Genomic DNA, 21,319 nt, shown 5'->3' with positions numbered 1-21,319 from the left:
TCACATCCCCTTCGCCAGTTTGCGTTTTTCGTTCCACGCGGTGCTGCTAATGCTGACCAGAATGATCGCGCCGCTGAACACCTGATGCCAGTAAGATGAAATGCTCAGCAGGGTCATGCCATTTTGCAGGAAGGCCAGCAGCATCACGCCCAGAATGGTGCCGGTTAGCGAGCCGCGCCCGCCGGTCATGCTGGTGCCGCCTAGTACCACCGCCGCCAGCACCGTCAGTTCATAACCGAGCAGGGAATTAGGTGCCACCGACTGGGTAATTTGCGCCTGTACCACGGCAGCAATACCCGCCAGCAATCCCATAAAACCGTAAACGTAAAAATGCAGTCGCAGGATGTTCAGACCAAGACGCGATGCGGCGTCACGGTTGCTGCCCATGGCGTAAATCTGGCGGCCCACGCGGGTGCGATTCATCAGGACGCCGGTAACGATGATCACCCCCAGCAGGCAAAGCAGCGGCAGGGTCAGGCCATAGTCGTAACCGTCGGCGGCGGTGAAGGAGAACCAGCTGATCCCGTTCATAAACCAGTCGGGGAAACCGTACAACCAGGTACCGTTAGTCAGATACACCAGCAAACCGTAAAACAGGTTGAGCGTCGCGATGGTGATAATGATGGCCGGCACGCGCAGCCAGTACACCAGAAAACCGTTTACCAGGCCGAGCAGCAAACCGATTCCCATCGACATGGCAAACGCCAGCGGAAAGCTGCCGCCGTGATGAATGATATAGCTCGCCATCACGTACTGACCGATGGAGGTGACAGCGGGAAAGGAGATGTCGATGCCGCCGGCAATCAGCACCACAAACAGTCCACAGGCCAGAATGCCCAGAATGGCATAGCTGGTGGCGACGTCTGTCAGGTTACCCAGCGTCATAAATTCACTGCTGCTGGCGCTCAGACCCACCACCAGCAGCAGCACCAGTAATCCCAGCCAGAATTCGTGCTGGGTAAACAGTTTCGATAGCGATTTGTTACCCATTAATCACCTCCGCAATCTGCGCTTCGCTGCTCTGGTGCGGCGCGAACTCCGCTACCAGTTCGCCTTTGCGCATCACCAGCACGCGATGGCTGTTGTAATACGCTTCCGGGATTTCATCGCAAATCATCAGCACCGCCATGCCGGATTCCGCCAGATCGCGGGCAATGCGGTAAATGCCTTCTTTATTGGCAATATCCACCCCTACCGTTGGTGAATCGAGGATCAGGATATGGGGCCGCGTCGCCACCCATTTGGCGATGGCGATACGTTGCGCATTGCCGCCGGAGAGCGTTTTAACCGGTAAACTGCTGTCCGGGACTTTAATGTTCAGGTCACGGATCAGGTCTTTAACCACCGCCGCGGCTTTGCGGTGATCCATTAATCCGGTGCCGGTATGCAGCTGGTCGAAAATCGATACCAGCGTGTTGTCATAAATGGATTGATCCATGATGAGCCCCTGCGTCAGCCGGTCTTCCGACACATAGGCGATGCCGTGACGAATGGCGTCGCGGTTAGAGTGGAATTTCACCACCTTGCCGTTAATGCGGATTTCTCCGCTGTCCGGCTGGCTCATGCCAAACAGGCTCAGACAGAGTTCCGTGCGGCCCGAACCGAGCAGGCCGATAATCGACGTGATTTCTCCCTGGCGCAGCGACAGCGATATATTGTGATACTGCCCTTTGCGGCTCAGCCGGCTGATTTCCAGCAGTGGCGTCACATCGGCGGGCGCCCGGTGCGGCAGATGGCTGTAGGTGAAGCGCTGCCCGGTCATCAGGAACGCCAGTTCATGGCTGTCGAGTTCACTGGCCGGATAGGTGCCGACCAGTTTGCCGTCGCGCATCACGCTGATGCGATCGGCCACTTCCATCACTTCATCGAGACGGTGACTGACGAACACCACGCAGATACCGGCGGCTTTGAGTTCATTCACCACCCGCAGCAGACCATTAACCTCGCTGCGGGTCAGTGACGCTGTCGGTTCATCCATAATCACCAGACTGGCATCAGCAGCGATGGCACGGCATATTGCCACTAACTGGCGGTCAGCGATCGACAGCTTTTCAACTTTACGATCCGGATCCAGAGCAACGCCGACCCGTTGCATCGCCGCCAGCGCTTTTTTGCGCATTGACTCGCGATGTACCCAGAAATCACCGCCCGGTAAATAGCGGTGAATAACGATATTTTCGGCGACTGACAGATTGGGAAATAACGACAAATCCTGATAAATAACCTGAATGCCGTAATAAGAAGACAGCTGTGGCGTCAGGGTATGAAAGAGTTTTCCGTCCAGCGTGATGGCCGCGCCTTTTTCCGGTTGATAAACCCCGGAAATGACTTTAATTATGGTACTTTTGCCGCAGCCATTCTGCCCGGCCAGACAATGCACTTCACCTTTATTCAGCGTCAGGCTGACATTATCCAGTGCTAATACGCCGGGGAACTTTTTACTTATTTTTTCGAGGCTGATAAAGGCCTCAGCATTGGCGGGGGACGTGCTGAGCGTATTCATCATAGATCCTTAAGCCTGCCCATCCTATTTCCAGCCGGGTGTTGGCGATGCTCGCTTATCCGAATCATTTATATCTCATCGAATTTCACTGACTTTCGCCGCGCCTGACGCGAATTATTCAGGGTATATGTTTTCAATTTCTTAGTAGAAGTTCAGATACAGCACAACATACAACGCCGTATCTGTTTCTATTTGCCTGGTGTGGCGCTGGAGATAATCTATCTCCGTTAAATTAAGGTGTTAAACGTTCTGATCAGAAGCCAAGTGATTTCGCATTCTCTGGCGTTACTTCGAGAATTTTATTAAAACGAATCACTTTCTTATCCATATCGACGTCGGCTTTGCCCAGACCTTCAATGCTCAGGTCTTTAGTGACTTCTTTACCCTGCAGCAGCTGATCGGCAACCGAAACCAGGGCGTAACCGGCATCTTTTGGATCCCACAGCAGGACTTTTTTGATGTCACCGCGCATCAGATATGGCGCAGCCTGAGCCGGCATAGCGATACCGACAACCGCGATCTTGTTTTTCGCGCGCTTCTTCTGAACCGCCTGACCGGCACCAATCGGACCAAGGGAACCGAAACCGATAATCCCTTTCAGATCAGGATAGGTTTTCATCAAATCCAGCGTGGTGGAGTATGATTTATCAATATTTTCAGCCACCGGCAGGCGTGACGTGACTTCATGCATGTCCGGGTATTTTTCTTTCTGATATTTGATTGCCGCATTGGCCCACGCATTATGTAATGGCACGGTCAAAGAGCCGACATAAATGGCATAACCGCCTTTGCCACCCATATCTTTTGCCAGCTCGTCCATATTGGCTTCCGCATATTTCTGGCTGTCGATGGTTTCGACATCCCACTGACCAATTTGCTGGTCCGGCGATTCATGGGTTAATACCACGATGCCCTGCTCGCGCGCTTTTTTCAGTACCGGCTCCAGTACTTTGGCATCGTTTGGCACCACAATGATGGCGTCAACTTTTTTGGCAATCAGATCTTCAATCACCTTGACCTGCTGCGCCGGATCGGGCGTCGAGGCGCCAACCTGATAGGCGTTGACATCCAGCTTCTGCGCGGCTTCTTTTACGCCGACTTCCATGCGGGTGAACCACGGAATACCGGTGACTTTGGCCACCACGGCGATATCGTAAGGTTTGGCAGCGAATGAGGGTGTTGTGAATAACATGCACGCTGAAACCACACATGCACTGACTAATGCGAGGTTAAATTTCATTTTGGTACCTTTCTGATGAGGTTCTGGTATAGGGAACAGGCGGTTGCTATTTAATTCACGCTCAGAGATTAACTTACACGTACATAGGTTTTCGCGCAGATGTGAAGGAAATGTGAGCAAAGCCCATAAATGTTAAATCTTATAATCATATATGTTAAATAATAGTTAATTGAGAGAAAGTTGTGGCACGATTCTGAGCTTTATGATGGCTTCTGCTGCCATTTTACAACATTAAAAGATCTATTAATTAACAATAATGTTACATTTAAAACACTCCGCAACGGGTTTTATGACTGCAAAGTCACCGCGATGTCTTTTAAATTGCACGGATTGTGAACAGCGTCACTGGAGCAGGCGAAGAGGTTTTGCACTGCCTGTGCAGATGCTCGGGCATGATGTAAGCCACATCCACACCAGAGGCAGGTGGGCATGCACGCAGCTACGGTTTGTTATGAGCGAGGAGCGGACAGCGCTCAAAGATCAATCTCATACTCAATAGCCTCTTTAATTTTCGCCAGGGCCTCGCTCAGCTGATTCATCGTGACTGAGCCAAGAGCCAGACGAATAGCATGCGGCACACAGTTTGAGGTGCTAAAGGGTTCTGCTGTGGCAACAGAGATATGTTGCTGCATCAATCGGTGAACAAGCCTGTCAGCTCTCACTTCCTGAGGCAGTGATAGCCAGATAAAGTAAGCGTTGGCATGGCTTACCCATTCACTGTTCACAAGTATTTTGCGCACCAGCGCCTGCCGCTGACGCGCGTCCCGTCTTTTCAGCGCCTCAAAGCGTTTAAGTGTGCCATCTTTAATCCAGTCGCAGACAATCGAAACCATGAGGGAGGGAGTATTCCAGGTCGTTGCCCTGATGGCTCGCTCCAGGGCGATTCGCATTTCAGCGGGACACACCACAGCACCGACGCGCAGGCCAGTGGCAACGCTTTTAGCAAAACCGGTAACATAAACGGTTCTTTCGGGCGCATAAGTGGCAAGCGGCGGCGGTGGACGACGGACAAGAAATGCATAGGCCGCGTCTTCGATGATAAGCAGATCGAACGTTCTGGCAATCCGGGCCAGCTCCCTGCGCTGGGCATCATTCATAACCCAGCCAAGCGGGTTATGCAGTGTTGGCATGGTATATACCGCGCGCAGGCGCCGGCGTTGGCAGATTTGCCTGAATGCCGTCAGGTCCGGTCCACTGGCATCAGTGGGTATCGCCACCAGTTCCAGATGATAGAGGCTGGCCAGGGCTTTGAAGCCAGGATAGGTCAGAGCATCTACAGCCACCACATCCCCGGGTTTCAGCAGCCCCATAACAGCAACGCTAAGACCGTGCTGCGCGCCATTTACAATCAAAACCTCATCAGCAGACGCGGTCATGCCGGAGGCATTGAGCCATAACGCGATTGTCTCCCTGTCGCTTTGCCTGCCAGCGTGCGGCTGGTAACGCAACAGTGAAGCCAGATCGCCAGATGTGGCCAGCTGTCGCATTGCCTGGCGTAACCGTTCCGCCTGGTCCGGTAGCGTAGGATAGTTGAAGTTCAGATCGAGCACGTCAGACGCCACTGCGTACTGATCCAAACCCAGCCCGGCGGGCAGCGAAATTTCCCTGACAAATGTTCCTCTTCCGGTTTCTCCGCTCACCAGCCCCATGGCTTCCAGCTCAGCGTAAACGCGGGTAGCCGTTGCCAGTGACACGTGCTTTTCAGCCGACAGCGCTCTGTGGGTAGGCAGGCGGGCGCCCGGCAGGAGCGCGCCTGTTCGTATCGCGGAAGCGAATTCATCCACGATGACTTTGTATCGAGCTTTCATGGATTGTATCTATGACAATTATTTGATTGTCATAGATGCTGTTACTTAGCATGGGCGCTGTCAACGTTATCTGTTAAATCATTTATCGAACTTAATGAGGTCATTTGTGACAGCTACCAGGGTAATAAATACACATACTGGCCTGAAGTCAGGTTGGCTGAATGGGCTGGCAGGCGTGATCATCTTCAGTGGCTCTTTGCCCGCAACACGCATAGCAGTGCGGGAAATGGATCCCTTTTTTCTGACTTTTTCACGCGCTGCAATTGCCGGTGTGCTGGCCATTATGGTGATTCTCTTTTTAAGTCAGGCTCGTCCTCAGCGACATCAGCTGATTTCTCTGGTTGTCGTTGCTGCAGGTGTAGTGGTTGGTTTTCCTCTTCTGACAGCCATGGCGCTGCAGCACGTTACCTCGGCTCACTCTATTGTCTTCCTCGGTCTGCTGCCCATGGCGACGGCTATTTTCGGCGTTATCCGGGGAGGCGACAGGCCCAGGCTGGCTTTCTGGATTTTTTCTGTTGCCGGCAGTCTGCTGGTGATGGGATTTGCCCTACTCCAGAAGAGTTCTGTATCAGTAACCGGCGATCTTCTGATGCTGGCTTCCGTGGTTGTGTGTGGCCTCGGCTATGCCGAAGGTGCAAAGCTTTCGCGTGAATTGGGTGAATGGCAGGTTATCTGCTGGGCACTGATTATGTCCCTGCCGCTGATGCTTGTTGCCACCCTGGAGACCTTGCCTGAGAACATAGGCGAAATAAGCCTTCAGGCGTGGCTTTCACTGGGATATGTATCGCTGTTCAGTATGCTGATTGGTTTCATTTTCTGGTACAGGGGACTGGCTGCAGGCGGAATCGCCGCTGTGGGACAATTACAGTTGCTGCAGCCATTCTTTGGTCTCGGACTTTCAGCAACGTTACTGTCTGAAACGGTAAGTCCGATGATGATTCTCATAACGCTCGGCGTGATCCTGTGTGTCGTTGGCTCGCGCAGGTTTGCACTTTAGGTCTTAGCCTCCTGTCGTCTGGATTTACGTAAGTGTCCGCGTTGAGCAAAAAGTGGACCACGATATGCGACGATCAGCCTGATTCTCAATACCGGAACAGTTCATGCTATAAACGATTTAACTTTTCATTCACCGACGATTGAGGGAATTTTCATGTTTGCGGTTGAGGAAATAAAAGTGAAGTATCCTGGCGCAGATGCCTGGCAAATGGGTGACAGCGCGGAACTGGCCAGCAAGCTGGCAGAACTGGTAAAAAAAGGCATCAAAACAGCTTCCTGCGGATCGTTTACCGCTTACCAGCAGGAGGAGTCTGCTCCGAAGATTGGGAGCTATAACATTATTCTTGATGGTCAGAATACCCCGGTCTGTGTGATCAGATTGATTTCACTGCGGCTGGTGCGTTTTTGTGATGTAACAGAAGAGTTTGCCCGCAAAGAAGGTGAAGGCGATTTAAGTCTTGAATTCTGGCAGAAAGAACACCAGCGCTTTTTTAGCCGTGAAGGTCATTTTTCAGAAGATATGGAGTTGATTGCTGAAGAATTTGAAGTGGTGGAAGTGCTGTAAGATCAGGCAAATAGTTAGCATTTTATCGGCGGCCATCAATAATAATATCCGCTTTTAGCCTACAGAGGACTGAGCACAAGTCCATGTCTGCTATGAGCGCGAAGCGGTCATCAGCTGTTTATCGACAAAAAATGCAGGCTCATAGCATAATGCTTATCAATTGAGAGTAAACAGCAGGCACATTTTTGTAGCGGCGCAATTTATTGCGCGAAGCATTGATGGGCACGGTGCTGCTATTAGTAGGCGCGATTAATCGCGCCGCTACGAAATGTGCGGTAAGTGAATTTGGGACTTAACTGAACGGCATTAAGGCTTATAGCATGGTTGCTTATTTATCAACGGGAGCTGGTTTCTATCCATCTGATGCTGTGTATCCATCATAAATGCATAGTTAAACTGAATTGCATAGTGCTTGTTCCTGTACAAATCCCATCGCATTTATTGTGTAGCAATAAAGCTTTCTTTTCATATAGTTGGATGGTCAATTTTCGAAACTCAGCAGGTAATCGAATGATCTTAAGTGTTAATCACGTTGGTTTTTCAGTTAAAAACATTGAAGACTCCGTGTTCTTCTGGACTCATATCCTTGGAGGTGAATTAATACGCGAAGGAAAAATGTCTGGACCCATAATCGATGAAGTCACAGGTGCAAGGGGAGCTGATGTACGGATGGCTTTGCTTGAACTGGCTGGTATCAAAATTGAATTACTACAATATAGTAATATAGAGCAGCCAGCAGAACCTTCAGCACCTTATATCCCAGGCTACGCTCACCTTGCTTTTACAGTTGAAGATCTTGATACACTGTTGAGCAAAGCATCGGACTATGGCTGGAAGACGCCGGGTAAACCTCAGACAGTGTTGTCAGGCCCCATGAAGGGAACCAGAGTAATATATTTACAAAGCCCTGATGGTCAGACGCTAGAGTTGATGGAGCACAGTCAATGAAGTCCACATGGCATAGCCCGTTATCTGCTTATTGAAACAGTGATGTTTGCAAAGTCCGCTTCTGGCACAAAGCGGACAGACGCGGAGCATGGTCCGCTATGAGCGAAAAGCGGACACTTAAAACTGATATTTGTTAGATTGATTACAGGGAACTAAATGATTAACATCTGCTCTTTCGGACAAAGAAAATGACTGTTAACGATTCTCTCTTCGCATTCTCTCTCGCAGCATTGTTACTTACCCTGACCCCCGGCCTTGATACGGCACTTATTTTGCGCACTGCTTGTGCAGAGGGCGGCAAAAAGGCTTTTCACGCTGCGCTTGGCATTGATGCTGGCTGTTTTTTATGGGGGGCGTTGGTCGCATTAGGCCTTGGTGCACTTCTGGTGGTTTCAGAAATGGCTTATACGGTGCTTAAAGTTTGTGGCGCGGTCTACCTGAGCTGGCTGGGTTTACAACTGCTGATACGTCCCCGATCATCTTTCAGTGATGGCGATGATGACAATGGTTTTCAGGGGAACTGGTTTATCAGAGGAATGTTGGGAAATGTGCTAAACCCTAAAATGGGCATTTTCTATGTCTCCTTTTTGCCGCAGTTCATACCTGCCGGTCACTCTCCTTTGATATGGACTTTTATCCTGGTCAGCATCCACGTGGCGATTGGGACTATATGGTCAGTCACACTCATTTTAAGCACGCATTTTGCGTCAGCTATTTTGAAGAAAAATCGCGTTGTCCAGATGATGGACAGAGCAACAGGGGGCTTATTTTTATGCTTCGCGGCTAAACTTGCTATGAGCACAAGATAGCTGGCAGGACTGGCTGAAAACGTCCGCTTCTGGCACAAAGCGGACGTCAGCAACCGCATCATACGGTCCCTACAGAGAAACCGGGTAGACAGCTTTTGATATCAGTGCTGAAAGGTTTCAAAGAAATGCTTCTCAGCCTATGTCTCACATATTAATGTGTTTAAACAAATCACTTACATGGAATGAAGAGAGTAATGTACTGGGAGTCAGAAAGGCTGCTTTACAGACCAGTAGTAATGTCCGATCTGGATGCGCTGTTTGGCATTTACGGTGACATCAGAACTCACGCGTTTAACCCGAGGGGTCCTCATCGGGACATTGAGCATAGTCGTAATGTTATCCTGCAGCGAACCGCAGATCGTGAGCGTTATGGGTTTGACGACTGGGCTGTTTCTGAAAAGGCGGATCCAGAAAGGATCATTGGCTTTGGAGGTGTATTTGTCAGTCAGTTCAATGGCCGACAAACGAATAATTTGGGCTACCGGTTTGAACCAGAATCATGGGGGAAAGGTTATGCAACCGAGCTTGCCTGTCGCGCTTTAATATATGCATTCGACGAGCTAAAACTTCCTGAAATTGTCGGAGTTACACGCGAAAATCATATCGCCTCTCGCCGCGTTCTTGAAAAAGCAGGTCTGTTGTTTAACCAAAGGATAGACAATCCTGAGGACCCACCGGCTAACCTGATGTTCACTCTGACTCTCGAGCAATGGAAAAGGTTAAAACGACAGCCTTGATGCATGGTTACATCTTTTGACTACATAATGTTAAGTCCACTATGAGCTAAGAACGTACATCGATTTTTGAGAAGGATAACTGTTATGATAAATTCTGACGTAAAGACATTCAATTGATAGAAATCGGTGAAGGTAATAAAAGGGAGGTGTAATGTTCGTCCCGGATTTTATTAATGAAGTTCATGGAGAGTTTATACTTGTAGCCAGCCACAGCCTGGCATCTCCGGAATCAATAAAACTCAGTATTGCGTATAATATTGCCAGAATATCCTATGGACTATCGCAACTTCCATCGCACATTCAAACTTGTCGGGTCGTCTATGATATCAGAGGACAATCGATCTCCGACCTGGTCCTGGCCCAGATTAAAGAAGCATTCGAGCAGGTAGCAATTGTGGAGTTTAAATTCTGATGGGACTTCAGTTAATTGTAAAAGCTGATCTTAAGAAGATAGAAAAATCTTTGGGCTCACTGACATCAGGTTGTGAAATATTCGCTATTGCTGAAGGCCTTTTCGGCATTTCAATTCCAGAGCGAACTCTCTCATCCGTAGGTGAAGATGTCGTTCTACACAAACTTGAACAACTCAAGCGTTTTGACCTTTGGCAGGGGGCCTGGCAAGAGCCAAAACGGCGTTGGCTCTGGTGAGTTTCAGCTTTGAGCGATCTGCGGATATTACTGACAACGCGGTGTATCAATCTTTTGGGGCAGGTCACGGACATTCACAGCTTTGCCATGCAGGTCATGCACAATCACGAACCGATCTGTTTCGCAGATGCGTCAAAAAGGCAGCGTAGAACACTACAACAGCGAGACATGCTTCTGCTTTAAAGCCATGCGCAGCTCTTTATCAGGTTCGCCATCGACAATCAGCGCACTGGCCAGATCCAGATCCCCAATCGCGAAGGCGGAGGCGGAATTGAGTTTCTCTTTTGACACCATGACAACGGTCTCGGCGGCTCTCCCCGCCAGCGCGCGCTTTATGCCGGCCTCTTCATAGTTGCCGGTCGTGAGGCCGGCGGTTTTATGCACGCCGGTAACGCCCATGAAAAACAGATCAGCATTAATACGCGCAGCCGCCTCATGGACAGCCGATCCCACCGCGACCACCGAGTGGCGATAGAGCAGCCCGCCCAGGGTTATCACTTCTACCCGCGGAAAATCCACCAGCGCAACCGCAATACCGGGGCTGTGGGTGATCGCCGTGAAAGCCAGGTCTGCTGGCAGCAACTGCACCAGTTCTGCGGTGGTGGTTCCGCCGTCAATAATCACTACCTGACCGGGTTGAATCAGCTTCACCGCCTTTTGCGCCACACACTGCTTGGAACTCATTTGCACGTTTTTGCGTTTTTCGAAGGATGCCAGCGCGGCTGACACCGGCAGCGCGCCGCCGTGCACGCGCTGTAACAGTCCTTCAGCGGCCAGCTCGCGCAAATCGCGGCGTATTGAGTCCTCGGATATGCCGAAACGCTGACTGAGCTCACCTGACATCACCTGATTTTCAGCCGCCAGAATCTTCAGAATCTGTTGTTTTCGCTGGCTTGATAGCATAATTACCCGCTCACGTTTTTTCTTGAATTTGCACGATTATGCATGATAGCGTCTGTTTTGTCATCTTCAGGAGGCAAGCTATGCAGCAGAAAATACGCAATATCCGTGAGCAGCTGTTGTCCGACAACTGGTACACCCTGAAAAAATACACCTTTGAATTGCAGCGCCGTGACGGCTCGTGGCAGAAGCAGCAACGTGAAGCGTATGACCGCGGTAATGGTGCCGTCGTGCTTCTCTATAATCGCCAAAAGCGCAGCGTGGTGCTGACCCGCCAGTTTCGCTTGCCGGTTTTCATTAATGGTCACCAAGGTTTTTTGATTGAAGCGGCTGCCGGGCTGCTCGATAACGCTTCGCCGGAAACCCGCATTGTCGCGGAGGCAGAAGAAGAAACCGGTTACCGGGTGCAGCATATTGAAAAAGTCATGGAAGCCTTTATGAGTCCGGGTTCGGTTACCGAGAAACTCTATTTCTTTATCGCCGAATATGCTGATGACGATCGCCAGAGCAAAGGCGGTGGCCTTGCCGATGAGGGCGAGGATATTGAAGTACTGGAATGGCCTTTGACTCAGGCCCTGAGCGCAATTCGCAGCGGGGAGATTATGGATGCGAAAACCATCATGTTACTGCAATACGTTGCCATGAATGTCCATTTTGAGGAGCCAATACCATGCTGATCCTGATTGCCGGCCCTGTGCGCAGCGGCACCGAAGGAGACCCGGCCTTAATTCACGCCAATATACAAAAATTAGATGAAGCCGCTCTGCAGGTTTATCACAGAGGGCATACGCCGGTGATTGGAGAATGGCTGGCATTACCTCTTGCCGCCGCCGCAGGTTCAAAGGCAATCGGTGATGAAATCAGTGAGGCTTATCTTTATCCGGTTGCACATCGGCTTATTCAACATTGCGACGCGATCTTACGTATGCCGGGCGCGTCGCACGGCGCCGATAACGATATACGGATTGGCAGAGAACGCGGGTTAAAAATTTATACTGACATAGATGAGATTCCGATCGGGTGATTATGCTTTCACTGGATGGCGACGATGCCAGCGCGGCCATTCAGGCTTATGGACATTTGGCTTGTCGCCGTCATTCAAACACGAGTATTTTTCGCGAATAAAACAAACTCATTGATGCTGGGGAAATATGCCACTATTGCTGATGGCGGTTTCTCTGCATCGTCTGTTGCAGTGATTCATAACTTACCGCAGCGATGTCGGCTGCTGGCACACAATGAAGGCATTATTTATGCGTGATTCTGCATCTACATCCATCGGTCTGCTGCTGTTCCCTGCGCTTACGCAGCTTGACCTGACCGGTCCGTTTGAAGTCTTTGCGCGGGCACCAGACACGAAAGTGCATCTCATCTGGAAAAATCTGGACCTTGTGGTGTCAGACCGGGGGATGGCGATTCAGCCAACCACCACGTTCGACGCGTGTCCCGCGCTGGATATAATATGTATTCCCGGCGGGCCGGGGCAGATAAACCTGATGGAGGATGAAGAAGTCCTGTCGTTTATCCGGGCTAAAAGTAAACAGGCGAAGCTGGTAACGTCAGTATGCACCGGATCGCTTGTGCTGGGCGCGGCCGGGCTTCTTGAGGGATATAAAGCGACGACGCACTGGGCTTCGCTGGATCAGCTGGCGCTATTGGGCGCAGAGCCAGTAAATGAGCGTGTTGTACGCGACCGCAACCGTATAACGGGCGCCGGTGTGACTTCAGGTATCGATTTTGCCCTCAGCGTCGTATCAGAGATGTTCGGACCGGATATCGCGCAAAACATTCAGCTGCATATGGAATATGACCCTGCCCCGCCCTTTGACTGTGGCTCGCCCCGCTCCGCATCTGAAGAACAGCTGAAAAAAGCTCAGCAACAGGTTGCGCCATTTATTGAAAAGCGGCGGCAGGCGACGCTGAAAGCCGCAGCCAGACTACAGAAATAACGGGCCGGCACGGAGCGGACTTCCCCACCGACGAATGCCTCGATGAGCGAAAAACGGACATACAGGTAAGAGTAAATAGGCTTCGGTCGTCATAAATTTATTTTGTATTAAACAACTCGTCCTTCAGAAATTACACCGTTAAGTGGATTGCGATGATAGGGTTACCTCCTTGCCACATTAAGAGGAAAGGCGAATGATTGTAAGAACCTGGCACGGTTGTGTTCCGCTTAAACACGCTGAAGATTTTGCGAAACACCTTGAGAAGACAGGTGTGGAACATTCACGAAGCATTGCCGGGAATATAGGCGCTTATGTGCGCAGAGAAACACAGGGTGACTGGGAGCATTTCTTTCTGGCAACTTACTGGAAGGATCTGCAGTCAGTAAAGACTTTCGCGGGAGAAAACTATCACGTGGCAGTGACGTATCCGGATGACGAACAATTTGAGTTACTTTCAGATCCATACGTTTTTCAGCACACCGTGGAAACCGTTTTACCGCTTTAGCCCCCTTTTCAGGGCGACTTAACGGTTGTCCTGATTCGTCTCTAAGTTGATTCGAAGCGTCAATGTCCGCTTTGCGCGACGAGCGGACATTTCTCTCAATAGTCACGAACCGGCAGGCGCACCCCTGGGTTCAGAGGCTGAGCAGTGGAATGCCCGCGTTCAGAGTGAGTCCCAGACATGTCCGGCTTATTACATTACTGATATTTCAGGAATGAGGTGATGGTTAAGATTGCCGCCTCGTTCTATATTTCAATAAGGCAATACATACTATTAAGGACATTTGTCATGCTCACGCAACGCACGCTCAAAACAACCTTTGCTCTGTTGATTGGTTTCGCCGTTTTTGTTGCACCGGCTTATGCAAACCCTGGCAATGGCAATGGCAATGGCAATGGCAATGGCAATGGCAATCACGGTAATAATGGCGCGCACGGAAATAAAGAGCAGGGTTACGCATCGTCGAAAAACGAACATGGACATCGCAAGAACGCCCGGCACCCCGATCATGTTCAATCTGATATCAGCTTCTCTCAGGCACGAGCGCTCGCCGTCAACTATGGTTTGGTAGGCTATCAATCTCTGCCACCGGGAATCGCTAAGAAAGTGGCGCGTGGGAAAGCATTGCCACCGGGTATTGCTAAGAAAAATTTGCCAGCATCCATGATAAATGCGCTGCCTTACTACCCCGGCTACGAGTGGCGCGCGGTTGGAGATGATTTAGTGCTTATTGCGTTGAGCACAGCAGTTGTGACCGCCGTGATTAACGGTGTGTTCAACTAACCACAGACTGCAAGCCCGGCTAAAAGAGATCGCCGGCAAAGTCATGTATACGCAAACAACCTGTTTCCCGAATTGCTTGCAAACCAAACGGATGATGTCCGCTTTTCGCTCAAAGCGGACATCGGTCTGTTCGTCAATTCGTTCTATGGCAAAAGCCGATGTTTACGATTATCCGACTCAAATGCCCCCAGACGAAACTCACATACTGCTGTATTTAGCGGCTATTTACTGAGTGGGAAAAGGTGAATCAAATTAGCGGCCAGGGGATAAATACCTAATGATCGCGTTGAAGCCCTGAGGTCGTCAATGGAGGCGCCTTCTTTCGGCATGCTTCCTCCCCACACCGTAATTCCTTCCGAAAGATGTGACGGACGCTGCTGGCTTTCGTCACTAATTTCAACAGTTTCACCATTACTTAATGTGATAATCAAAGACGCAACATCCTGTGTTTCGGATGTTCCATTTTCTTTTTTAAGTGTAATTTTCATTAGCCTTTTCTCCGTCATGATCATTTATATGGCTATAATACCAGGCGTTTGGCTCCCTCGCACGATTATTACTTAAATGTTGTGTTCCCTTCTCGCTCATCGCGGATATTTGCGAATTATAAAAATGATAATTAAAAAAATTTGGTTATTACAAAGTTGAATAATCCGTTATCTCTTTCATGCCTGATAAATAACTTTAGCTGAGGAGGAATGTTGTCAGACGATGGCCAAAATGCCTCGAAGCTTGATATCGCCCTGTTGTGTCAGGTGATCTTTGTGCGGCTTCGTGCCTTGCGAAAGAGATGCTGCGCATGTGCATCAAACTGGATGAGCAGTGGGCAAATCTCTGCCGGATTTACGCTGATATGTCATTAATGTGGTCATGCAAGAGATAGCCAGCCACAGACAGGCAGTTTTCGTTCTCCCTCTTCCCACCGCCTGAATGTGTCTTAGCTCTTCTGAGTTACCTGGCTTTCAGGGTTTCAGAATAACTTTCGTCCAGCCATTGTCACGATCATCAAAATGCTTATAGCCTTCGGCAGCATCTGCCAGAGCGAGACGATGCGAGATGATCTGCGCCGGATTGGCTCTGCCCTGATGGATAAGCCTTGCGAGCTGGCGGTTGTACGCTTTGACATTACACTGACCGGTCTTGATTGACTGACCTTTAAACCAGAAATTCCCAAAATCGAATGGCACTTTACCCTCTTTGGCCAGGTCGGTCGCGCCTCCGGGATCCTGCGGAACAAAAACGCCGACCGCACCGATGCCGCCCGTGGCCTTAGTTGACGCGACAAGGCTGTTAAGCGTGGCTGAGTTATCCTCGTGGCCATGTTTATTGCAGCATTGATATCCCACACACTCGCAACCGCAATCCGTGCCGCGCCCGTCGGTTAACTCGAGAATTTTGTTTACTGCCTCATCGCCCACCCCATTGATCGCTACTGCACCCAGTTGTTCGGCCAGCGCCAGTCTGTCCGGATGGGTATCAACCACAAACACCTGCGATGCGCCTTTGATCATGGCCGAGTGAGCCGCCATCAAGCCGACCGGGCCTGCGCCGTAAATTGCCACACTCTCTCCGGGGCGCAATCCTGCCAGTTCAGTGGCATGCCAGCCGGTGGGGAAGATGTCGGAAAGTAAAACGTAGTCCTCCTCTTTTTCTACCGCATCCGGCGGCAGCACCAGACAGTTAAAGTCAGCATAGGGAACACGCAGTAACTCCGCCTGTCCGCCATCCCATTCGCCCATTTCAGCAAAGCCATAGGCGGCACCGGCCGTACCCGGATTTGCCGTCAGGCAGTAGCCGGTTAACCCTTTCTCGCAATTTTCACAGAATCCGCAGCCGACATTAAAGGGCAGGCAGACATAATCGCCAACTTTGACCCGCTCAACCGCGCTGCCGATTTCAATGACCTGCCCCAGATTTTCATGGCCAAAGATGCGACCCTGTTCGAAGCTGGTTCGTCCTTCGTACATATGCAGATCCGAACCGCAGATATTGGTGGTGGTAATACGGACAAGCACATCGGTAGGGCGAACGATTTTGGGATCCGGAACCTCTTTGACTGAAACGTCAAAAGGTCCGTTATAGACAACTGCTTTCATGATGTTCTCCTCACGTGCATGATCAGTTATGAAGGCTGCGGCTGCGTGACGCTTTGCGGTCGCCTCCCTCTCAGTGATGCTGCTTTTTCAATCAAACGGCTTGATTGAATGTGTAAGTGTAGAACAGCGCATGAAGTCGCCCGGGAGCATTAATATTATGTAACTCTATGAATTGTAAGCACCGTTTCGCTAAACGCCCTTTATCTCCCCCTTCTTCCAGGCCCCTGGCGCACCACACCGCTACGCTGACTTAGCCTTGTGCTGAATCCCGTAACCGCTATTGCCCTCAACATCCGCCCTGCTATTCCCTGCTTTTTATCCAGCGACCAGGTGCGGCGCTGTCCGGACTGGCGTTTATCCTGAAGGAAAAGCGCACCTTGCTGAGTGCCGCGGCTTTCATCATTATTTTTGCATTTCATCCTGAATGCAGTATTTGCCGTGCGCTTATCGTCATTGATTTTTCCTGAACCCCGACGCACTTCCAGCATAAGCAGGCGCTTTTATTACCACATAAAAAAAGCCCACTCCAGGGTGGGCTTAAGCGTACACACGGTGACCAGCGTCATGCAATTAATCAAATATACCGGAGGGGCAGTAATTGCCTTCCCAGCCAACTATCTTAGCGCCTGGATCCAGATCTCTCACCGATACGCTATCCCCGCCAAATTCTGAGCCAGTGACGACGATATCGTAATCATGATTTGGCTGAGGAATGAATCTGGTGGAGACAGATCGTTCTGTATTTTGGTAGTAGCCCGGCTGAGTCCAGTAATGAATTATACTTATCAGTTGCCCCGGCTTGATCGTAAATTCATTTATGAAAGCCCCCTTATTGTTACTTGATTCTGGCATTCCGATTTTTTTATTTCCTGACACAGGAATACCGAGAATAGCCAGACCAGCTGTAATCCGGCGCTCTAAAACTTTTTTATAACAGCCACTCGGCTGTTTTTCGTAAAATTGCAGGGCTGTATTGCCCTCAGATGCAGCACGAACCCTGGCTGCATCTGAACCTTTATAGTCTTCCAGAGAAGGCCTAAACCCAGCCGAACATCCACTTAACAACGTTACTATTATTCCTGTAATAACCAGTTTTCCATACATGCGCATCTCCTTACGTTTCTGTCGCTCCTGTTTTTATCGGCCTGTGGGTGTGAAATCTTTAACAGATATTAAGCCAGCCATCCGGGGATAATCTGTCCCTGATATACCTGCCTGACATCTGAACAATGTCCGCTCCCGGCACCAAACGGCCCTCCCCCCTGCGCACTCTGCTATCAACAACACACTGCCATCACAGCTAAAGCAAAGCATCAGGTGATTATTGAGACTTAACCTGTTAGTTTAAAACGATGAAAACTTGCTCAGCTCTGTCTTCCGCAATCATTATTATCACCTTGCACGTTCAGGTGGGATAACGTTTGCCATTTTCCCGCCGGTAAGGCGGGCCTTACCGGTAATCAACCAGTGAGGTCTGCCATGAACACCACCGATGTCGCATCACCTGATAAACCCACGCTTCACCTGTTATGTGGAAAAATTGCGTCGGGTAAATCTACGTTATCCGCAAAATTAGGCGCTGCACCACATACTCTCATTATCAGTGAGGATCGCTGGCTTGCAGCGCTCTATGCCGATGAAATGCACTCGGTCGCGGATTACGTGCAGTATTCCTCTAAGCTCAGAAATGCCATGAAACCGCATCTGGTGTCATTACTTAACGCGGGGATGTCGGTAGTCCTGGATTTTCCGGCTAATACACCCGCCAGTCGTGAATGGATGATGAGTATCATCAAAGCATCAGGGGCTGCTAACCAGATGCATTTCCTTAACGTCCCTGATGAGGTGTGTAAGAGCCGATTACGTGCCCGTAACGCAGCAGGCACCCACGATTTTGCCGCTTCAGATGATCAGTTTGAAATCATAAGCCGTTATTTCTCAGCACCAGCGGCTGATGAAGGTTTCAATATTATTGAATACCGCTCTTAAGCCGCCGGGTTGCGGCTTATGAGGTGCTAATTCCATGACGCAGCCGGATTCTGCGCCATTAAACGGCGCCCGATAACGGCGCCGTTTGTTCATCAAGGCTGGTTACCCCTCTCCCCTGCCGATTTGCCAGATGCCGGTTGGCGGCGTGCCGTTGACTTTCCAGTCACCGATGTCGCGCGCTTTGTAGATCACCGGGTTATGCGACGAGACGGTGCGCGCATTGCGCCAGTGACGATCCAGCGCTTTGCTGACGCGCGTGTCCGACGCGCCAAGCGCATTAAACAGTTCGGTGGCAGCACGCGGCACCAGCTCGCTGGCGATCACCTGCGCCTGTCCGGCCTCGGCTTCCGCCAGGTTATTGAGGGCGGCGATGGCCGCTTCATCGGCACTCAAGTGCGCTTCATACGCTGATTGCAGTGAATGAGTAGCGCGAATCACCGTGGCTTCGACGGCAAATGCCAGACTGGTGATCTCGCCCACCACCTGCAGCACCTGCGCATCCTGCCGCGAGGCCGCTCCGTTGCCGTGACTGTAAACGCGGTTGCGTGCGGCAACGGCTGCCGCGCCGTCCCGCGCCACCGCGCGCGCAATGCCCGCCAGCGTTGCCAGCAACACGTGCTGGTAATACGCGGTCTGATAACGGAAGCGCGTGGCAAAATCATATACGTGCTGCGTCTCCACATGCGCGTGCTCGAAGCGCGTCGTGCCGCTGCCAGTCAGGCGCTGGCCAAATCCGTCCCAGTCATCTTCACGCGTGACGCCCGGCTGATGCGTATTGACCAGCGCGATCACGTCACCCTGATTGTCATCGCGGCGCGCGTAAACATCTATCCAGTCGGCGAACAGCGCACCGGTACTGTAAAACTTCTCGCCATTCAGCGTCCAGCCATTGGCGGCAGGCGTAACGCGGGTGATCACGTCGCCCAGCCTGACGTTGCCAATCTCCGTCCAGCCGCTGCCCACCAGCTCGCCATCAACAAAGCGGCGAAACCACGCGTCGCGCTCCGCATTGTCCGGCTGGTTGAGCCGGTCCTCGACAAAAGCAAAGTGCGCGCGCAGCGCCTGCGGCAGGTTGGAATCCGCTTCCGCCAGTTCAATCAACAGCTGAAACAGCTGCGGCAGCGAGGCGCCCCAGCCACCTTTTTGCTGTGGAATACGCACCGTGCCAAAGCCGGCCTCCTTCAGCCACTGCAGTGGTTCATAAGGCAAGGTACGCGTACGCTCGCGTTCCGCCGCGCCCGCCGCGATGCGGGCAAACAGCGGTCGGAAGTGCGCCGCCAGCGTGTCATAGTCAGTACCGGTAGAGAGAATGCTCATGTTTTACTCCTGAGGGGAAAGGTCGTCGATGTCGTGGCGGGTCGGTTCGTGACGCACCGCCAGCAGGAAAAAGATCGGAATGATGGCGGCCAGCGATACCACCCAGAACATGTTGGTGCCGAGCGCCGCCTGCAGAATCGGCAGAATGAACAGCGCCAGCGCACTGCCGATGCCCGACAGCGCACGGCTAAAGCCGACGCCGGTCGCGCGAATCGAGGTGGGATACGAGAGCGCCGGATAGACCATCAGCTGTGCGCCCGGCCCGAATCCTTCGGCAAACAGCCACAGTCCGAGCATCAGCACCGCAAACACGATGCCCACCAGCGCCTGCGGGTGGCCAATCAACGCCAGCGCCACCAGCGCCAAAAACTGCAGCGCAAAGCCAGCGATCGCCACGTGGCGTGACGGATATTTCCACGCCAGGCGCATCCCCAGCAGCCCGCCGGTAAAGGCAAACAGCGCGTTCAGCCCCAGCGAAGCTGAGATGGTCTCGAACACACCGGCACCGAGAAATTGCGCCAGTATCGACGGCAGGAAGAAGGCGATGGCGGTGTACTCAAACGAAATACAGATATTCATTACGCCGGCAACGAGGGTGCGTTCACGCCACGGCTTCTGGAACAGTACGCGAAAACTCACCTTCGGCGCCGCCGCCGCGGGTGGCGTTTCCGGTTCTGCTTCGTGAGCATGAATACCGTACGAATCACGCAGGATACGCACCGCCGAGGTCAGATCGCCCTGATTCGCGGCCCACAACGGTGATTCATTCATGAACTTACTGCGCACCGCGATGATCAACAGCGCAGGTACCGCGCCAAACAGCAGCGAGGCGCGCCACAGCCAGTCGAGATGATCTTCAGGCAGCAGAAAATAGAGGCCAAAAATCAGCAGGAAACACACAGTGGAAGCCGCATACCACATCGGGCACCAGGCCGCGAGCCGTGCGGCTTTGTTACCTTTGCCAGCGAATTTAGAGAATTCCGCCAGATAAGACATCGCCACCGGCAGATCGATGCCCACGCCAACGCCCATCAGGAAACGCGCGCCAATCAGCACCCAGACGTTGGGTGCTAAGCCCGCCGCAATCGCCGATACGACAAAAAACAGCATGTCGGCCATGAACACCGAATAGCGGCCGTACTTATCCGTCAGCCAGCCACCAATCAGGTTGCCGACAATGGTGCCAACCATGATGGATGAGGTGACCAGCCCGGTGGTGAACGGCGATAGCTGGAACTCGCGCACCACGTCATCGATGCCGTACGACAGTGTGGTCAGGTCGTAGGCGTCGAGGAACACGCCACCCAACGCGAGAAACACAATCATGCGCGCATAGTTGTTTTTGCTACTGCGGGTGTTGATCAGCCTTGCCACATCACTGACCGAACGTACCGGTTGCGAAGCCGGCAAGGTGTTTTCTAAAGGAAGAGTACTCATAACGCCTCACGTCTGTTTTTGTTGTGCAGGTGAGGTGGTTATAAGCGCTTTATGCAGGAAACCAAAGCAACAATATTTGCTATTAATTACAA

Annotated in this window: 23 protein-coding genes; 12 read left to right on the top strand and 11 right to left on the bottom strand. The window is 51.5% G+C overall.

All coding sequences use genetic code 11. The features are described from left to right. The 4 genes from C1Y42_RS11505 to C1Y42_RS11490 all read right to left on the bottom strand — a co-directional run bounded on the left by C1Y42_RS11505 (window position 1) and on the right by C1Y42_RS11490 (window position 5,551). Window positions 1-990, bottom strand: coding sequence for an ABC transporter permease (locus C1Y42_RS11505; protein WP_021508774.1), 990 nt, complete (start codon window positions 988-990; stop codon window positions 1-3). Next, a complete protein-coding gene (locus C1Y42_RS11500) occupies window positions 983-2,503 on the bottom strand; it encodes a sugar ABC transporter ATP-binding protein (protein WP_104093492.1) in 1,521 nt (506 codons plus the stop codon). The genes C1Y42_RS11505 and C1Y42_RS11500 overlap by 8 nt, the downstream gene beginning before the upstream one ends. Window positions 2,504-2,756: 253 nt before the next feature. Beyond that, window positions 2,757-3,743 carry an autoinducer 2 ABC transporter substrate-binding protein gene (locus C1Y42_RS11495; protein ID WP_104093491.1) on the bottom strand — a complete coding sequence of 329 codons (987 nt, stop codon included), beginning with the start codon at window positions 3,741-3,743 and terminating at the stop codon, window positions 2,757-2,759. 473 nt (window positions 3,744-4,216) lie between these two features. Continuing rightward, entirely contained in the window at window positions 4,217-5,551 is a 1,335-nt protein-coding gene (locus tag C1Y42_RS11490; protein WP_104093490.1) for a PLP-dependent aminotransferase family protein, read from the bottom strand. 94 nt (window positions 5,552-5,645) lie between these two features. On the opposite strand from C1Y42_RS11490, the gene C1Y42_RS11485 reads away from it, so the two are divergent. The 6 genes from C1Y42_RS11485 (at window position 5,646) to C1Y42_RS11455 (ending at window position 10,254) form a co-directional block, all read left to right on the top strand. Further along, the gene (locus tag C1Y42_RS11485; protein WP_104093489.1) at window positions 5,646-6,548 is read left to right on the top strand and encodes a DMT family transporter; all 903 of its coding nucleotides are present in this window, start codon (window positions 5,646-5,648) and stop codon (window positions 6,546-6,548) included. Window positions 6,549-6,701: 153 nt separating this feature from the next. Then, window positions 6,702-7,112, top strand: a complete 411-nt coding sequence (locus C1Y42_RS11480) for an ASCH domain-containing protein (protein WP_164861081.1) — start codon at window positions 6,702-6,704, stop codon at window positions 7,110-7,112. 510 nt (window positions 7,113-7,622) lie between these two features. Beyond that, on the top strand, window positions 7,623-8,060 hold the full coding sequence (locus C1Y42_RS11475) for a VOC family protein (protein ID WP_104093488.1): 438 nt from the start codon (window positions 7,623-7,625) through the stop codon (window positions 8,058-8,060). Window positions 8,061-8,248: 188 nt separating this feature from the next. After that, window positions 8,249-8,869, top strand: coding sequence for a LysE family translocator (locus tag C1Y42_RS11470; RefSeq protein WP_104093487.1), 621 nt, complete (start codon window positions 8,249-8,251; stop codon window positions 8,867-8,869). A gap of 194 nt (window positions 8,870-9,063) precedes the next feature. After that, window positions 9,064-9,606 carry a GNAT family N-acetyltransferase gene (locus C1Y42_RS11465; protein WP_104093486.1) on the top strand — a complete coding sequence of 181 codons (543 nt, stop codon included), beginning with the start codon at window positions 9,064-9,066 and terminating at the stop codon, window positions 9,604-9,606. A 411-nt stretch (window positions 9,607-10,017) separates the two neighbouring features. Beyond that, complete coding sequence (locus C1Y42_RS11455; protein ID WP_072208584.1) at window positions 10,018-10,254, top strand: hypothetical protein; 237 nt, start codon at window positions 10,018-10,020, stop codon at window positions 10,252-10,254. A gap of 153 nt (window positions 10,255-10,407) precedes the next feature. Here C1Y42_RS11455 and C1Y42_RS11450 read toward each other — a convergent pair whose 3' ends face one another. Continuing rightward, a complete protein-coding gene (locus C1Y42_RS11450) occupies window positions 10,408-11,157 on the bottom strand; it encodes a DeoR/GlpR family DNA-binding transcription regulator (protein WP_104093484.1) in 750 nt (249 codons plus the stop codon). A gap of 80 nt (window positions 11,158-11,237) precedes the next feature. Between C1Y42_RS11450 and C1Y42_RS11445 the strand changes: the two genes are divergently transcribed. From C1Y42_RS11445 to C1Y42_RS11425, 5 genes are all read left to right on the top strand, one after another. Then, window positions 11,238-11,831 (top strand): NUDIX domain-containing protein, encoded by a 594-nt coding sequence (locus C1Y42_RS11445; RefSeq protein ID WP_021508782.1) that lies wholly within the window; start codon window positions 11,238-11,240, stop codon window positions 11,829-11,831. Next, complete coding sequence (locus C1Y42_RS11440) at window positions 11,825-12,178, top strand: NUDIX hydrolase (protein ID WP_104093483.1); 354 nt, start codon at window positions 11,825-11,827, stop codon at window positions 12,176-12,178. Before C1Y42_RS11445 ends, C1Y42_RS11440 begins: the two co-directional genes overlap by 7 nt. A gap of 229 nt (window positions 12,179-12,407) precedes the next feature. Next, window positions 12,408-13,103, top strand: a complete 696-nt coding sequence (locus C1Y42_RS11435) for a DJ-1/PfpI family protein (protein WP_104093482.1) — start codon at window positions 12,408-12,410, stop codon at window positions 13,101-13,103. Window positions 13,104-13,296: 193 nt separating this feature from the next. Next, a complete protein-coding gene (locus tag C1Y42_RS11430) occupies window positions 13,297-13,608 on the top strand; it encodes a hypothetical protein (RefSeq protein WP_088517478.1) in 312 nt (103 codons plus the stop codon). A gap of 285 nt (window positions 13,609-13,893) precedes the next feature. After that, window positions 13,894-14,388, top strand: coding sequence for an anti-virulence regulator CigR family protein (locus C1Y42_RS11425; protein WP_104093634.1), 495 nt, complete (start codon window positions 13,894-13,896; stop codon window positions 14,386-14,388). Between the two features lie 221 nt (window positions 14,389-14,609). On the opposite strand, the gene C1Y42_RS11420 is transcribed toward C1Y42_RS11425, so the two are convergent. The 4 genes from C1Y42_RS11420 to C1Y42_RS11410 form a co-directional block, all read right to left on the bottom strand. After that, complete coding sequence (locus tag C1Y42_RS11420) at window positions 14,610-14,876, bottom strand: hypothetical protein (RefSeq protein WP_072208583.1); 267 nt, start codon at window positions 14,874-14,876, stop codon at window positions 14,610-14,612. A 474-nt stretch (window positions 14,877-15,350) separates the two neighbouring features. Further along, on the bottom strand, window positions 15,351-16,484 hold the full coding sequence (locus C1Y42_RS11415) for a glutathione-independent formaldehyde dehydrogenase (protein ID WP_104093481.1): 1,134 nt from the start codon (window positions 16,482-16,484) through the stop codon (window positions 15,351-15,353). A gap of 200 nt (window positions 16,485-16,684) precedes the next feature. Continuing rightward, on the bottom strand, window positions 16,685-16,972 hold the full coding sequence (locus C1Y42_RS23430) for a hypothetical protein (RefSeq protein WP_146068795.1): 288 nt from the start codon (window positions 16,970-16,972) through the stop codon (window positions 16,685-16,687). Window positions 16,973-17,054: 82 nt separating this feature from the next. Then, window positions 17,055-17,588: a hypothetical protein gene (locus C1Y42_RS11410; protein ID WP_104093480.1), complete on the bottom strand. Its 534-nt coding sequence runs from the start codon at window positions 17,586-17,588 to the stop codon at window positions 17,055-17,057. A gap of 375 nt (window positions 17,589-17,963) precedes the next feature. Here C1Y42_RS11410 and C1Y42_RS11405 point away from each other — a divergent pair, with 375 nt between their 5' ends. Next, window positions 17,964-18,473 carry an ATP-binding protein gene (locus C1Y42_RS11405; RefSeq protein ID WP_104093479.1) on the top strand — a complete coding sequence of 170 codons (510 nt, stop codon included), beginning with the start codon at window positions 17,964-17,966 and terminating at the stop codon, window positions 18,471-18,473. A gap of 102 nt (window positions 18,474-18,575) precedes the next feature. On the opposite strand, the gene C1Y42_RS11400 is transcribed toward C1Y42_RS11405, so the two are convergent. Together C1Y42_RS11400 and C1Y42_RS11395 are read right to left on the bottom strand one after the other, a co-directional pair. Continuing rightward, window positions 18,576-19,790: an acyl-CoA dehydrogenase family protein gene (locus C1Y42_RS11400; RefSeq protein WP_104093478.1), complete on the bottom strand. Its 1,215-nt coding sequence runs from the start codon at window positions 19,788-19,790 to the stop codon at window positions 18,576-18,578. 3 nt (window positions 19,791-19,793) lie between these two features. Next, window positions 19,794-21,227, bottom strand: coding sequence for an MFS transporter (locus C1Y42_RS11395; RefSeq protein WP_104093477.1), 1,434 nt, complete (start codon window positions 21,225-21,227; stop codon window positions 19,794-19,796). Between the last annotated feature and the right edge of the window lie 92 nt (window positions 21,228-21,319).

This window comes from Pantoea sp. ICBG 985 (genome assembly GCF_002928365.1).
Lineage (GTDB): Bacteria > Pseudomonadota > Gammaproteobacteria > Enterobacterales > Enterobacteriaceae > Pantoea > Pantoea dispersa.
This window is presented reverse-complemented; position numbering and strand designations above follow the sequence as displayed.